The sequence below is a fragment of the Gordonia paraffinivorans NBRC 108238 genome (genome assembly GCF_000344155.1).
Classification (GTDB): domain Bacteria; phylum Actinomycetota; class Actinomycetes; order Mycobacteriales; family Mycobacteriaceae; genus Gordonia; species Gordonia paraffinivorans.
In genome coordinates this window covers 53,928-68,331 of the sequence record NZ_BAOQ01000024.1, presented here as the reverse complement: position 1 = coordinate 68,331, position 14,404 = coordinate 53,928, and the positions used below count along the sequence as shown (strand labels likewise).

General features: G+C 68.1%; 13 protein-coding genes. 4 read left to right on the top strand and 9 right to left on the bottom strand.

Annotated elements, in window-relative coordinates; genetic code table 11:
- The first annotated feature begins 71 nt into the window (after positions 1-71).
- Genes GP2_RS12485 through GP2_RS12470 form a run of 4 tightly spaced genes read left to right on the top strand, consistent with a single transcriptional unit; the run spans position 72 to position 5,442 of the window.
- Entirely contained in the window at positions 72-1,670 is a 1,599-nt protein-coding gene (locus tag GP2_RS12485) for a pyruvate, phosphate dikinase (RefSeq protein ID WP_005196884.1), read from the top strand.
- Entirely contained in the window at positions 1,667-2,884 is a 1,218-nt protein-coding gene (locus GP2_RS12480) for an NAD(P)/FAD-dependent oxidoreductase (protein ID WP_006900868.1), read from the top strand. Before GP2_RS12485 ends, GP2_RS12480 begins: the two co-directional genes overlap by 4 nt.
- Before the next feature lie 27 nt (positions 2,885-2,911).
- Positions 2,912-4,345: an aldehyde dehydrogenase gene (locus tag GP2_RS12475; RefSeq protein ID WP_005196881.1), complete on the top strand. Its 1,434-nt coding sequence runs from the start codon at positions 2,912-2,914 to the stop codon at positions 4,343-4,345.
- 17 nt (positions 4,346-4,362) lie between these two features.
- The gene (locus GP2_RS12470) at positions 4,363-5,442 is read left to right on the top strand and encodes a Zn-dependent alcohol dehydrogenase (protein WP_005196880.1); all 1,080 of its coding nucleotides are present in this window, start codon (positions 4,363-4,365) and stop codon (positions 5,440-5,442) included.
- Here the strand turns inward: GP2_RS12470 and GP2_RS12465 are convergent.
- From GP2_RS12465 to GP2_RS12425, 9 genes are all read right to left on the bottom strand, one after another.
- Entirely contained in the window at positions 5,428-6,261 is an 834-nt protein-coding gene (locus GP2_RS12465; RefSeq protein ID WP_006900867.1) for a PaaI family thioesterase, read from the bottom strand. The two genes, GP2_RS12470 and GP2_RS12465, sit on opposite strands and share 15 nt — an antisense overlap.
- A 5-nt stretch (positions 6,262-6,266) precedes the next feature.
- On the bottom strand, positions 6,267-7,139 hold the full coding sequence (locus tag GP2_RS12460; RefSeq protein WP_006900866.1) for an HpcH/HpaI aldolase/citrate lyase family protein: 873 nt from the start codon (positions 7,137-7,139) through the stop codon (positions 6,267-6,269).
- Complete coding sequence (locus tag GP2_RS12455; protein ID WP_005196876.1) at positions 7,136-7,588, bottom strand: MaoC family dehydratase; 453 nt, start codon at positions 7,586-7,588, stop codon at positions 7,136-7,138. Before GP2_RS12455 ends, GP2_RS12460 begins: the two co-directional genes overlap by 4 nt.
- Before the next feature lie 55 nt (positions 7,589-7,643).
- Complete coding sequence (locus GP2_RS12450; protein WP_006900865.1) at positions 7,644-7,898, bottom strand: hypothetical protein; 255 nt, start codon at positions 7,896-7,898, stop codon at positions 7,644-7,646.
- 85 nt (positions 7,899-7,983) lie between these two features.
- Complete coding sequence (locus GP2_RS12445; RefSeq protein ID WP_040526929.1) at positions 7,984-8,691, bottom strand: FadR/GntR family transcriptional regulator; 708 nt, start codon at positions 8,689-8,691, stop codon at positions 7,984-7,986.
- Between the two features lie 193 nt (positions 8,692-8,884).
- Positions 8,885-9,700 carry an SDR family oxidoreductase gene (locus tag GP2_RS12440; protein ID WP_006900863.1) on the bottom strand — a complete coding sequence of 272 codons (816 nt, stop codon included), beginning with the start codon at positions 9,698-9,700 and terminating at the stop codon, positions 8,885-8,887.
- 67 nt (positions 9,701-9,767) lie between these two features.
- Positions 9,768-10,877 carry an Rv3169 family protein gene (locus tag GP2_RS12435; protein ID WP_006900862.1) on the bottom strand — a complete coding sequence of 370 codons (1,110 nt, stop codon included), beginning with the start codon at positions 10,875-10,877 and terminating at the stop codon, positions 9,768-9,770.
- Between the two features lie 12 nt (positions 10,878-10,889).
- Positions 10,890-11,948, bottom strand: coding sequence for a phosphotransferase family protein (locus GP2_RS12430; protein WP_006900861.1), 1,059 nt, complete (start codon positions 11,946-11,948; stop codon positions 10,890-10,892).
- A 42-nt stretch (positions 11,949-11,990) separates the two neighbouring features.
- Complete coding sequence (locus GP2_RS12425; RefSeq protein ID WP_006900860.1) at positions 11,991-14,360, bottom strand: PEP-utilizing enzyme; 2,370 nt, start codon at positions 14,358-14,360, stop codon at positions 11,991-11,993.
- Between the last annotated feature and the right edge of the window lie 44 nt (positions 14,361-14,404).

The following is a 14,404-nucleotide window of genomic DNA, read 5'->3' as shown; positions in this document are numbered from 1 at the left end:
TTTCGGTGACACCTGTCTCGGGCTAGATTCGAACCATCGAACGGTCTGACCAAAAAATGACGGAGGCAATCATGACCGGTGTCTACTCCTTCGACCACGATCACGGTGTGCCGGCCCGCGAGCTCGGGCACCTGCTCGGCGGCAAGGGTGCCGGCCTCGCAGAGATGACCACGGCACTCGGACTCAACGTCCCACCCGGTTTCACCATCTCGGTTCCGGTGTGCCGCGACTATCTCGAGAATGGTTGGCCAGAGGGCCTCGACGACGAACTACGCACACACATCGAGCGACTGCGGGGCCGGATGGGCCGGCGCCTCGGCGACCATCAGGACCCGCTGCTCGTCGCGGTTCGCAGCGGCGCCCCCGTATCGATGCCGGGGATGCTGGACACCGTGCTCAACCTGGGCTTGAACGACGAGACCGTGGAAGGTCTCGCCCGCGCGGCCGGTGACGACCGATTCGCCTGGGACAGTTACCGCCGCTTCCTCACCATGTTCGCCACGACCGTGATGGGAGCCGGCGAGGACCTGCTGCCCACGGCACCGGATCACGCGGGCGCCGACGAACTCCGGACTCATGTCGCCGAGCTCAAGCGGCGCATCGCCGAAGTCACCGGACGCGAGGTGCCGCAGGTTCCGTTCGAGCAACTGAGGCAGGCGATCGAGGCCGTCTTCCGTTCCTGGGGATCGGACCGGGCCCGCGCCTACCGCGCCCACGAGGGAATCGAAGAGGATCTAGCGACCGCATGCAACGTACAGGTGATGGTCTTCGGCAATCGGGGCGAGGACTCCGGCACCGGTGTGGTCTTCACCCGCGATCCGTCGACCGGCGAAGCCGTGCCGTTCGGCGATTACCTGCCCTGCGCGCAAGGTGAGGACGTGGTCTCCGGCAACTCCTCCACCCGACCAATCGGCTACCTCGCCGATCATCAGCCCACCGCCTACCAGGATCTGCTCACCACTTTGCGTCGGCTCGAACTGCACTACCGCGACATCTGCGACGTCGAGTTCACCGTCGAGAACGGCAAGCTCTGGCTGCTGCAGACCCGCATCGGCAAGCGCGGCGCCGTGGCGGCGGTCCGGATCGCGGTCGAGATGGCCGACGATCCCGATATCGCGCTGTCCCCCGCGGAGGTCCTGGTCCGGGTTCCCGAGACGATTCGCGCCCGCGCCCGCGCCGAGGTTGCCGCTGCGGCACACGATCCGGGCGTCGGCACCCAACTGCTCGGCTCCGGGCTGGGCGCTTCGCCGGGCCGGGTCAGCGGGCGGGTGGTGCTCAGCGCGGACGAGGCGATGGATGCCGACGGCGACGTGATCCTGGTCCGCCCCACCACCAGTCCGGAGGACGTGGCCGGCATGTCGGCTTCGGTGGGCATCCTGACCACCCGCGGCGGACTGGTCAGTCATGCCGCCGTCGTCGCCCGCGGCTGGGGCATCCCCGCGGTGGTCGGCGCCGAGACCCTCACCGTCGACGACGCGGGGGTCCGCTCCGCGGACGGTGCGCGGGTCAAGGCCGGTGACCTCATCACCATCGACGGCACGTCGGGCTGCGTCTGGATCGGCGAGGTGACCGGTTCCGACGCGGAAGCCGCCGATGCGGTCGCGCGGCGGTTGCCTCACCTGCTGCGGCTCGACGAGTGGGCGCAGCGTCCGGAAGTGACCCCGGCATGAGCGGCTCGCCAGACCATGTGGTGGTGGTCGGTGCCTCGCTCGCCGGCCTGCGGGCGGTACAGACCGCTCGCGAGGCCGGATTCCAGGGCAAGCTGACGCTCGTCGGCGAAGAAGTTCACCTTCCCTATGACCGTCCGCCACTGTCCAAGGAGTACCTGGCCGAGGGACCGCTGACGGACAACCACCAGTTCCCCGACGTCGATTCCCTGGGCAGCGAACTCGGTGTCGACCTGCAGCTCGGCGTGCGGGCCACCGGCCTCGACGTCGCGGAGCGGCAGCTCACCACCACCGCCGGCACCACCGGCTACGACCGGCTGTTGATCGCCACCGGCGTCACCGCCCGGACCCTGCCCGGTACCGACCACCTGTCCGGCGTGCACGTGCTTCGCCGACTCGACGACGCCCAGGCCATCCGCGGGGCCCTCGACGCACGCGCCCGCGTCGTCGTGATCGGCGCAGGTTTCATCGGCGCCGAAGTGGCCTCGGCCGCCGTGGCACGTGGCCTCGAGCCGATCGTGCTCGAAGCCGCCCCCACCCCGCTGGTCCGCGCCGTCGGCGAATCCGGCGGCCAGGGCCTGAGCCGCATGCACGCCCGCCACGGCGTGGACCTGCGCTGCGGAGTGGCGGTTGCCGAAGTACTCGGCGACGACCGTGTCAGCGGGGTTCGGCTGGCCGACGGCAGCGAGATTCCCGCCGACCTGGTGGTGGTCGGCATCGGCGCCGATCCCGCAACCGGTTGGCTCAGCGGATCAGGCCTGACGGTGGACAACGGAATCGTCTGCGATCCGTCACTCCGTGCCGCCGAGAATGTCTGGGCTGCAGGCGATGTCGCACGATGGACCAACCCACTCTTCGACACCGCGATGCGGCTGGAACATTGGACCAACGCCGGAGAGCAGGCCGTTCACGCGATGGAGAATCTCCTGGATCCCGCCGCCGCGGCGCCGTATTCGCACGTCCCCTATTTCTGGTCCGACTGGTACGGCCAGCGAATCCAGTTCGCCGGCCTGCCGATCGGCGAGCCCGAGGTGGTCAGCGGCAGCTGGGACACCGACAACCTCGTCGCCCTGTACCGCGACGGCGACCGACTCATCGGAGCTCTCGCCGTCAACCGCCGCGGCGACATCATGAAGTACCGAGTCCAGATCTCGCGGCGCGGCACGTGGGAGGCCGCACTGGCCTTCGCCGCCAAGCGCAACGCCATCTCGGCGTGAGCCGCGACGGCCAGAAAGCGAATCCTCATGCAACAACACGATGACTTGTTCATCGGTGGCCACTGGGTCACCGCCGATTCCGCGGAACGCACCCCGGTGATCAATCCGGCGACCGAGGCCGTCTGGGCGCAGGTCCCCGACGGCAACGAGCGCGACATCGACACCGCAGTACGGGCGGCGCGCGGCGCGTGGCCCGCCTGGGCTCAGACCGATCCCGCCCGGCGCGCCGAGCTCCTCGACCGACTCGCCGACGAGATAACCTCGCGCGCAGCAGAACTGAGTCGCATCATCACCGCCGAGAACGGCACACCGATCGCGGAGAGCGGCGCGGCGCCGGTCCATGCCGCAGCACATCTACGGCTGACCGCTGAACTCGCCGACGTTCTGACCGCTCCGGACGATCGGCCCAATCCGATGGGCCCCGGCCACACAGTGGTGCGTCGGGTTCCCGTCGGGGTCGCCGGCCTGATCACTCCCTGGAACTTCCCGCTCGGCCTGGTGATCATCAAGCTGGGGCCGGCGCTCCTGGCCGGTTGCACCGTGGTGATCAAACCGGCACCGGAGACCCCGATGGCAACCCGGCTGCTGATGGACGCGGTGGCTGCCGCGGGATTCCCCGACGGTGTGGTGAACCTGGTGACCGGCGGCACCCGGGCCGGCAACGCCCTGGTCGAGCATCCCGGCGTCGACAAGATCTCCTTCACCGGTTCCACTGCGGTGGGCCGGCAGATCGGGCGTAGCTGTGGTGAGCGGTTGCGGCCGGTGACACTGGAACTCGGCGGCAAGTCACCGGCGATCGTGCTCGACGACTTCGAACCCGACGTGCTGGCCCGCAACCTGCTCAAGGTCACCATGCGGAACACCGGGCAAACATGCAAGGCATGCACCCGCCTGTTGGTACCGGCCCACCGACACGACGAGATCGCCGCGCTGGCAGCCGATGTCGTCGCCGGCGCACCGATCGGCGACCCGACGGACCCGCAGGTCGTGTTCGGTCCGCTGGTGTCGGCACGGCAACGCGACCGAGTGGCCGGCTACCTCGAGTCCGGCCACGCCCAGGGCGCCAAGGCCGTGACGGGCGGCGACGTCGCCACGCGCTTCCCGCGCGGCTTCTACGTCGAGCCGACCGTGTTCTCACAGGTGAGCCCGGACATGACGATCGCCCGGGAGGAGATCTTCGGCCCGGTCCTCTCCGTCATCCCCTACCGCGATCTCGACGACGCCGTAAAGATTGCCAACGACTCTGATTTCGGCTTGGCAGCAACAGTTTTCAGCGAGGACGAAGACCTGGCGACGACCGTCGCGCAGCGCCTGGCAACCGGCAACGTCGGCATCAACCACTACGGCTCGAACGCTGCGGCACCGTTCGGCGGCCACAAGGACAGCGGCCTGGGCACCGAGTTCGGCGCCGAGGGCCTGTCAGCCTATCTGCAGTACACCTCCATCCACTATCAGTCCTGAACACCCGAGGAGATCTGATGCGCGCAGCAGTCATGTGGGCCCCCGGCGAGCCCTTCGACATCCGGGAGATCGATATCGCTCCCCCGGCCCCCGGGGAGGTCTCCGTCGAGCTGCACAGTTGCGGCGTGTGCGCCTCCGACCTGTCACTGACCACCTCGTTCGGCCAGCCGACGCCGGTGGTGCTGGGACACGAGGGCGCGGGCATCGTGACCTCGGTGGGCGAGGGCGTCACCTCGGTCGCGCCAGGCGATCACGTGGTCATGGTCTGGGTCCCGCCGTGTGGTCATTGCGTGCCCTGCCGCCGCGGCGACGACTACCTGTGCGCCAATCGAAGGTCGTCGGCCGATCAGCGCGCCGGCAAGGGACCGGCGCGGCAGTCGCCGCTCAGCCTGAACGGCGCGTCGATCCATCAGGGCATGGCGACGTCGACCTTCGCCGCGCAGACCGTGGTACCGGCCAACGCGGTGGTCCGCATCGACGACGACGTCCCCTTCCCGGTCGCAGCGATGATGGGCTGCGCGGTGCCGACCGGAGCCGGCGCCGCGCTGCGCAGCGCCCGAGTCCAGCCCGGCGACAATGTCGCGGTGATCGGTTGCGGAGCAGTCGGTCTCAACGCCGTGATGGGCGCAGTGGTGGCGGGCGCCGCGCGAGTGATAGCCATCGACCCGATGCCGGAACGGCGTGCCCTTGCGACCACCGTGGGTGCCACCGAAGGCGCCGAACCCGACCAGCTCGACCAATTGCGCGACCTCGACGTGGTGATCGACGCGGTGGGCGCGCCGGCCACGGTCACCGCGGCCTGGCGCGCCGTGCGCCGCGGCGGCACCGTCACCGTGGTCGGCGCGGGGCGTCCGGATCAGGTGGTCGAGATCAACGCCTACGAACTGTTCCACGACGACAAGAAGTTGACCGGCAGCTTCCACGGCGGCATCAGCATGCATCGGGACCTGCCCCTGCTGGTGGGCCTGTGGCGGACCGGCCGGCTACCCGTCGAGCGGCTCATCACCGAGACCGCCGATCTCAGCAAGATCAACGATGCCGTCGACGCCCAGCAGAGCGGCCAGGCGCTGCGGATAGTGCTGTCACCTCAGGCCTGATCGCCCACACCTCACCTCACCTATCACCGCCGCTGAGCGGCGGTGATAGGTGAGACGGGCGCGTGTGACGACCCGGCCGGACGTATCGGACGCAGCCACGTCGATGGTCGCGGAGTTGCGGCCCAGGTGATGTGACTCCGCTACGAACTCGATTGTCTCGCCGAATCTTCCGGGCCTGGCGTAGGAGATGTGCAGGGTCGCCGGAACCAGATCGGGGTTCTGTTCGTGGACGAAGTGCGACGCGGCGAGTTCGGTAAGGTACACCGACACCCCGCCGTGTAACGCGCCCCCGGGATTGGTCGCGTTCTCTCCCACCCGAACCTGCACCCCGGCTTCGGTCATCACCCCGCCGAGACATCCCAGCGTCGACCCCTCGAGATCGCCGACACTGCCGGCCATGACTGCCGGCCGCGGCGCCACGTCGATGAACGCGATCCGCTCGATCACTGTCGCCACCAGACGGTCACCGGAATGGACTGTGCCGGTGGAGACTCCGGCAACCGCATCGTGCTGCACCGTCTGCCCGCACACCGACAGGTCCGGGGCGACATCCGGGATGTCCCCGCAGAACACGATGGACAGATCGGTGGTGACCGCCCAGCCACCTGCCGGCCGGTGCGCGACTGCGGCCCCACCGACCGCCGCGTCCACCATCACGCCGATCCCGCCCGGAGCGGGCCGACCGTCGTCGGTCCGCAACCACGACCCGGAGCGCATCTTCCTGGTCACCGCCGAACTGGTGCCGACGATGTCGACGACGCCGAAGATCGCCTCGGGAATCTGCGCAAGGAATGCGACCTTCGGATCGGCGTCGGCCACCGAGCTCAGCCGACCAGCGCAAGCACCCGCTGCGCCTGCTTGAGATGCGGAAGGTCGAGCATCTTGCCGTCGAGCGCGACGGTACCGACCTCCCCCTCGAAGGCGGCCACGACGCGGCGCGCGAAGTCGACTTCCGCCTCGGTCGGGGTGAACGCCTCGTTGATGACCTCGACCTGCGCCGGATGAATCGCGATGCGGCCACTGAAGCCCTCGGCGCGCGCACGGCGTGACGACTCCGCCAGCCCCTCGGGATCGCGGATGTCGACATACAGCGTCTCCACCGCTTCGACGCCGGCAGCCCGGGCACCCATCAGCGTCATCGACCGCACCAATTGATAGGTAACCGCCCAGCCCCCGTCCGGCCCGACATTCGTCGAGGCGCCCAGTGCGGCGCTGAGATCTTCAGCCCCCCAGGTCAATCCGTAAAGACGTTCGATCTGCGCCGCGGCGAAGTCTCCGAGACGGAACGGCGCGACGGCGGTCTCGGTGGCCACCGGAAGCAACCGGATACGCCCAGCAGACAAACGATGTGAGGCTTCGAGCGCGTCGACGTAGTGCGACACCTGCTGGACATGGGCCGGTCCGTCGATCTTGGGGATCATGATCCCGGCCGGACCGACGGCGATCACCGCGGCCAGATCGGCCAGCGCTTGGCCGGAGTCCAGCGGATTGATCCGAACCCAGAGCTCGGGCAGTTCCCGTTTCCCGGTGGCCTCACGGAGATAATCGGCGACCAACCGTCGCGCGTCGGCCTTGCGGGACGGACTCACCGAATCCTCGAGATCCAGGATGATCGCGTCGGCCGGGGACCCGTCGATCTTGCCCAGCTTCTTCTCACTGTCGCCGGGGACGAACAGGAACGACCGCAGCGGTTTCACTGCGGCTTCTTCCGCTGCAGCCCGGCACGTTTGCAGGAGGCCACAACGTCGCCGTGCTGGTTGAAGGCCTTGTGCAGGAAGACCACGATCCCCTGATCCGGCCGAGACTTGGACTCACGTAATTCGATGACCTCGGTGGTGACGTTGATGGTGTCACCGTGGAACAGTGGCTTGGGAAAACGAACCTCGTCCCAGCCGAGATTGGCAACCGCGGTGCCCAGCGTCGTGTCACCGACCGAGATCCCCACCATCAGGCCCAAAGTGAATGCACTGTTGACCACCCGCTGCCCGAACTCGGTGCCCTTCATGTACTCCTCGTCGAGATGAAGCAGCGCGGGGTTGTGGGTCATCGCGGTGAACAGCACATTGTCGGTCTCGGTGACCGTGCGGCGGATCGGATGCTCGAACATCTGCCCAACCGTCAACTCGTCGAACCACACACCTGCCACGGCACACCTCCACAGTCGAATAATGGCTGAATGGTACGACCTTTATCGGAACCGGTCAACGACTCGGCCGAGCCCCGGCGCGCAGAAGCGCGAGCTGCCGACGGCAGTGCCGCTGCAGATCCGCTGCCTCACAAACCGGCAGACCGCCGGAATTCGTGGCGAGCGCAGACATCACCCGCTGGTAGAACTCCGCTTGACCGACACCGAAAGTCACGAACACCTCGTCGTCACCCGGACCACCGAACGGCGCCCAGGCGCGGGCGAACCGGATCAACTCGTCGGCGTGCCCCACCGTCGCACTTCTGGCCATGACCGCCACCTCCCCAACAACTAAATGGTATGACCATACAGTAGCGGAAGCGAGGGCCCAGGGGCAATAGCCGACCCATGTCCGCTCAGTCGGTCACAGGGCCGTCCGGGAACTCGTCGACGATCGACGGAGCATTGAGATGGTTGCCCATCAGCTTGAAGGCCAGCCTCGGCTTCTGCCGGGCGATCGCGTCGGTGACCGCCTCGTGCACCTGCAGCGACCGGAGACGGGAATCGGCGTCCTCACCCTGCAGTGTGGTCCGATCGAACTGCCGGTATGCAGCACGTGAGACGGCTTCGACCAGCGTGAACAGAACCTCGTTGCGACCGGCCCGCGACACCGCACTGTGCCAGGCGACCTTGCATTCGACGAAATCTCCGTGACCTTCGAGCGCCCGGGCGGTGCGCTCGTTGATCTTCCGCAAATCGGCGAGATCCTCCTCGGTGCGACGCTCCGCGGCGAAGTAGGCACACCAGGGCTCGATCGCCACCCGCGACTCCAGCAGCATCTCGGCGTCCGGCGCCCAGCCCTCGATGTTCAGCCGCACCGACCGCAGGACCTCGGTAGCGGTGGGCCTGGTGACCACCGACCCGCCCCGGCGACCGGTCTTCACCATGATTAGACCTTCGCGCTGCAACTGCGCCAGCGCCTCGCGCACCGAGGATCGGGTCAGGCCGCTGTCCTCGACGAGCTGCCGTTCGGCGGGCAGCATCGACCCGACCGGAAACTCGCCGTCGAGGATCTGACGACGCAGTGTCTCGGCGAGGACATCGGCCGGTCGCGGCACCGACACCGCACCGAGCCTGATCGATTCTGCTGAGTGCGCCACTTTGTTCCCGCCTATCAACCCCTGCCTCGCCTTACCGTCGGTGCAGCCACCCGGGTCATGCCTCCACAGTGGTGCACCATGACAACAACGATAGCGCAGCCAGCCAGCCGATACGGATCGTCCCGCCCGCCCTACGCGGCCACGGACCGCCAGTGGATCAGTCTGTTCCCTCCAGGATCTTCGGACGCTGCGCCCGACGAAAACCGTTGTAGGCCTCGTTGTTGTTCGAGCCGTTGAGCACCCACCGCCGGCCGTTCGGCGCCGCCCCGTCGATCCGCAGACAGGTACCGGTGACGAAGGCCGCGGCAGGTGAGAGTAGGAAGACGATGCCGGCCGAGATCTCCGACTCCGTACCGAAGCGGCGCAGCGGCTGTCGCGGGATCACCGAGTTGCGGATATAGCTGCGCTGATGCTCCGGATAGGTGTCCAGACCGCTCGAGGCGATCGATCCCGGAGCCAACGCGTTGACCCGGATGCCGTACTCCGCCCACTCGCCGGCTGCTGATTCGGACAGCGTGAGCATGCCGCCGCGGACGGCTCCGGAGTGGGCGAAGCCGGGCCAGCCGTGCCAGATGTCGGCGATGATGTTGACGATCGAGCCGCCGTGCTCCTTCATGTAGCCGTTGAAGACCTCACGCATGAAGATAAAGCCGCCGGTGAGATTGTTGCGCACCACGGCCTCGAATCCCTTGGTGGAGATCTCCTCCAGCGGTGACTTGTACTGTCCGCCGGCGTTGTTCACCAGGCCGTGGATGCCGCCGAACCGTTCGACGACCTCCGCCACGACCTCCTTCACCCTCTCCTCGTCGCGGATGTCGCAATTGAACGACGCCACGGTGCCGCCATCGTCTCGGATCTCCGCGGTGACGTTGTCCAGCCGCTCCTGCTTGCGACCGATGATCGCCACATTGGCGCCGAGATCTGCGAGTTCGTGGGCGGTGCAGCGTCCGATCCCACTGCCGCCGCCGGTCACGATGACCGTTTAACCCTCAAGAAGACCTGGCTTGAATACGCTTTCGTAGGACAACGCGGTCTCCTCGCTAGCTGGTGGTGCCCTCGCCGAAACCGGTCGGTAGGTGCGGCCCGATCGCCACGTGTTCGAACAGGCCGAGCCCCACCGCACCGTCTGAGCGCACCGCGCGGCAGATCTGCTGGGCGTGGACGTTCTCGATCCGGGCCGGGTCGGCCTCGGCGACGTTCCAGGTGTCCGAGCCGGCCACCGCGCCACCGTGATCGGTGCCGTGCTTCCACTTCGGGTGGTAGTAGCCCAGGCCCTGCATCAGGAATTCGACCTTGGGTTCGATTTTTATTTGCCGGGAGATCGCGCCGCGGGGCCCGACGGTGAGGTCGACCTCACGGGCCCGCCGGGTCCCCGGCACGTAGTCGATGTCGAAGTGGAATACGTCGCTGCGCAATAGGTTCTCGTCGTCGCCGTAGGCCTTCTCCCCCTCGGCCAGGAAGGGCAGCACCACTCCGGTGCGGGCCTCACTGACTCCCTGGCTGTTCTCGTTGACCGCCACCAGCAGGCACTCGTCTTCGAAACGCAGCAGAGTCCAGGCGAAGTAGATCGCGCTCTTGTGCTTAGAGTCCTTGCCCTCGCTGACGGTTCCGGTGGTCCGCGAGCCCCAGGACCGGTCGCGGAAACCCCACCACTGATCCCGGCTGCACTCGGTGCGCACGCCGTCGACCTCGAACCAGCCCGACCATTCGCCGAACTGCACGGTGCGCAGCCGTTCGGAGATCAGGGTGTGGCCGGAGTCGCGCCGCATCCGGCTGTCCTCCACATGCTTGGTGACCGCGGTGAACGTGAGATCCGCTGCCACACCGTCGTATTCGTCCACCACCACGCGCAGCACGCGGCCCGGTTCCACCACCTCGAGGTGCAGCGGCGGAGCCTCCATGTCGAAGTCGACGGTGAGCGGCGCCGAGCCGAAGACCGACTTCTGCTTCCCGTCCCGGGACACGCTGAACGAGGCGTCGACGATCCCGCGGTTGGGGTGCACGCTGAGCCCGAAGCCGACCTGGGTGGTCAGGTCCTTATCGTGCATCGCCATCCAGTGGCGGTTGTACCGCCCGGCGTCGGCGCCGATGGTGGTGGTCGCCGGCAGCGGCGCCTGATGAATCGGGTAGTCGTCCCATTTGCTGAGCATTGGTCTCCTTCTTCAGTCGAGGAATTCGAGCAGGTCGAGGTCGAGCGCCTGCCGGGTACCGCGGTCGATCAGCGAGGCGAACATCGCGAAGCCGCGCTCGGTGGGCACCACGAACCCCATCGCCGCGATCATCGCCAGCAGCACCGAGCCGGACAGCCGCCGGTGCTCGGTCCAGGCCCGCTCGCGATCCCAGCCGGTGATGCCCCGTGCGGCCAGGGCGTCGACGTGTCGGCTGATCAGCGTGTGCTCGGCCGACCGGCGCTGCTCGGCCGGCAGTGCCGTGCCGAGGAAGAAGGCGGGATCCCAGGCCGGCGAGGTGAACGCCAGGGTCTGCCAGTCGATCAGCACCGCGCCCGAGGCGTCACTCCAGAGCAGGTTGTCCAGCCGCAGGTCCTGGTGCACCAGGGTGCGCGGACCGGTGATCCCGGCCGCCCATTCCCGGGAGCGCTGCCCGAAGCGTTCCACCAGGTGCCGCTGCGCCGCGTCGAGGCCCGCGCCGACGGTCTCACCGTGCCGGTGCCACGACTGCAGATACCGCTCGGCGAGCCCTTCGATGTGTTCCTGGGTGCGGTTGTAGAACCGCTCGTCGCCACCGGCCGCCGCCACATCGTCCCAGAACGGCGCCTGCAGGCCGGCCAGCTGATCCATCACCGAGGCCGCCTGCGCCGGCTCGCCGTCGCGAAGCTGATCCAGCGGCCGGGTGACCGCCGAGAGGTCCTCCAGCACGATGCCGACTCCGGCGTCACCGAACTCGACCAGGCCCAGCAGCTGCGGCGTGGTGATCTGCAGATGCGGCAGCAGGTCGGTGTAGAAGTATCTCTCGCGCTCGAAGGCGTTGATCCGCTGCGCGGTGCTCGCCGAGGCGGCGTCGGTCGGCGGCAGCTTCACGAAGACACTCGCCGGACCGGAGCTGCCCGCCCGGTACTCCAGCCCCAGCCGGAAGCTGTCGGCGAGCTGCCCGGCCCCGCACGGGGTGGCCGTCACCGCGGTCACCCCGGCGGTCTGCGGCAACTGCTCGCGCAGCACCGCGGCGAGCTCGTCGGTGGTCCCGGCCGGCACCTGAGTCGTCACGGCTGCCCCTTCACTTGGGTCGAAAGTCGTTGTCGGCATGCCTTATTCGTCATCGGCACTGCGCTCCTTGCCGAGGGTGACCAGCAGGTCTTCGTGCAGTTCCATCCAGATGTCGTGGTAGGACGCCGCCATCGGCTTGGCCAGCGCGCTCTCGTCACCGCCGCGGAACCGGGCCAACGCCTCACCGAATCGGCTGCGATAGCGCTCGAACCGCGCCGAGGCGGCCGCGGCGTCACCGAGAATCCGACTCACCTCGCCGTCGATCCGGTCCAGTCCGGCCAGCACCGCGTCGAGGTCCCGATCGGCCTGCCACTGCGAGGTCAGCTGCTTGAACTCCCGGTTGGGCGCCAGGAACTGCTGGTAGGCCTGCTCGAGTGCCGGGTCGGCGGGCTGGCCTGTCGGCGCAGCAGCAGCAACCGCGACCGCCCGACCGGCGTGAGCCGGGAACCGGCGATCCGGCCGGTGCGCTGCTTGACCCAGCCCGCCGCCACCGCGGCGGCCAGGACCGCCTCGACGGTCTCGGTCGGCAGGCCGGTGCTCACCTCGAGCTGCTCCGTGGTGGCCAGCCCGCGCACACCGAGGGCATGCAGCACCTCGAGCTCGCCGGGCTCGGCGGCGGTGGTGTCCCGGCTGCTCGGCGGCACCTCGTTGGCCCAGGTGCCGGTCAGGAAGAACCGGGGGATCATCTCGCCGGCCACGCCGTCGATGATCGTCTCGTAGCTGGCCACCGCGACTGGATCCAGCGACATGAAGCCGTGCCCGGCCACCAGTTCGTCGTACATGCCCGCCGCGCGGACGAACGGCAACAGGAAACCGGAGGCGTACACGACGGCACCGGCCATCACCTTCTCCGTCGTGGCTCATCGAGGCGATGTGCTTGTACAGCGCCGCGGAACTCGCCTCGCCGTGGGCCCGCATCTGGTCCATGTCGGCCAGGGTGAGGGTCCGCAGCTCGCTCATCGGTGTATCGAACTGCTCGCGGGCATAGACCGCCACGCCGGTGACGTAGGGCAGGTAGTTGGCCGGCTCGGTGAACATCGTCGAGCGGTCCTGAACCTTGGTCTGCAGGTCCGTGTCCCCGTCGAAGAACATCGCGATGGTGACCGCATAGGGCAGGCCCGCGGCGGCCGAGGACCACTCGTAGGCCGGCTCGTTGATAAACCGGTCGCAGACGATCACGAAGCCACCGTCCTCGGTCGGATACGGACCGCTGTCGCCCAGGCCGAGGCGATTGTCGAAGTGGACCAGGAAGCCCAGCAGTTCCAGCGCACCGTTGAACCGCTGGAAAGTGGTCCGGTCTGCATCGCTGCCCAGGCCGATCCGGTCGCTCTGGAACCGGTCGATCCAGCTGCGGTCCAGGACCGGTGCCCGGTACTCGCACATCGAGGCGAACATCGGCCCGGATCCCCAAATCCCCTGATACAGCTGCCGGGTCGCGGTCATCGCCGCCGGGATCGTCGCTGCCCGGTACTCGAATTCGTGCAGTTCGAGTTCGAGGGCGACGGCACGACCCTCACTCAGCGCGGTGCCGGCCGCCCACGCGTGCAGCAGGTTGATCTTGGTGCCGATCTCGCTGCGGGCGCGAGCACCGATCTCCACCATGCCGGCGTCGCCGACGCGCTCCCGGATCGCCTGCAGCCACCCCGGATGGCGGAACCAGGAATCCATGAAGCCCAGCGCCTCGTACTCCTGCCGCGGAATCAGCCCGGACTCGCCTTCGATCGCTCGGGCGGCCAGCGCATCCCAGACGCACCACGCCAGGTAGCGCAGGATGTCGGTGGTCTCACCGGCGGTGAGTTCGCGGTCGTACTCCGGGTCGCTGAGATCGAGCACGTTGGAGGAGAGGCTCTGTTGCATCTGGGCATCGCCTGCCGCACCGTGCGGGATCTCGCCGCGGAAGTCGGTCAGCAGTTTCTGGATCTGCGCCTGCTCCTCTGCGGTCAGGGCCGGAACATCCTGCTCGACCGGCGAATCATCGACCGGCGCACCGGATTCCATGTGCACGTATCCGGCGGGCCGGGCGGAGATGTCCATCCGCAGGCGCGCCCCGTCGGCCGGCACCACCTCGCCGCGCGCGGTGCGCATGCCGCGCTGAAAGGCCACCGACAGGATGCAGGGGATGCCGTACTCCCGACTGAGGATGCCCAGGTGACTCTCCGGCGCGCCCTGCAGGGTGATGATGCCGCGCACGCCGGCGTTCAGCGCCATCGACAGGAAGGTGGTCGTTCCACCGCGCGCGATCACGATGACCTCGCTGACGTCCTCGCCACTCTCGACGAAGGCGATCACGTCGTCGGGGCTGTCGAGCCACTTGGCCCGGCCGAAGACCGGCTCGGCGCTCTCGAAGACGGTCAGGCCTTCGCCGACCGGCTCGTAGCCTTCGCCGACGGTGGTGGGAGCTTCTGCAGTCACGACTCATCTCCTGGAATCGATTGCGGCACAGCGCAGGAAGGATC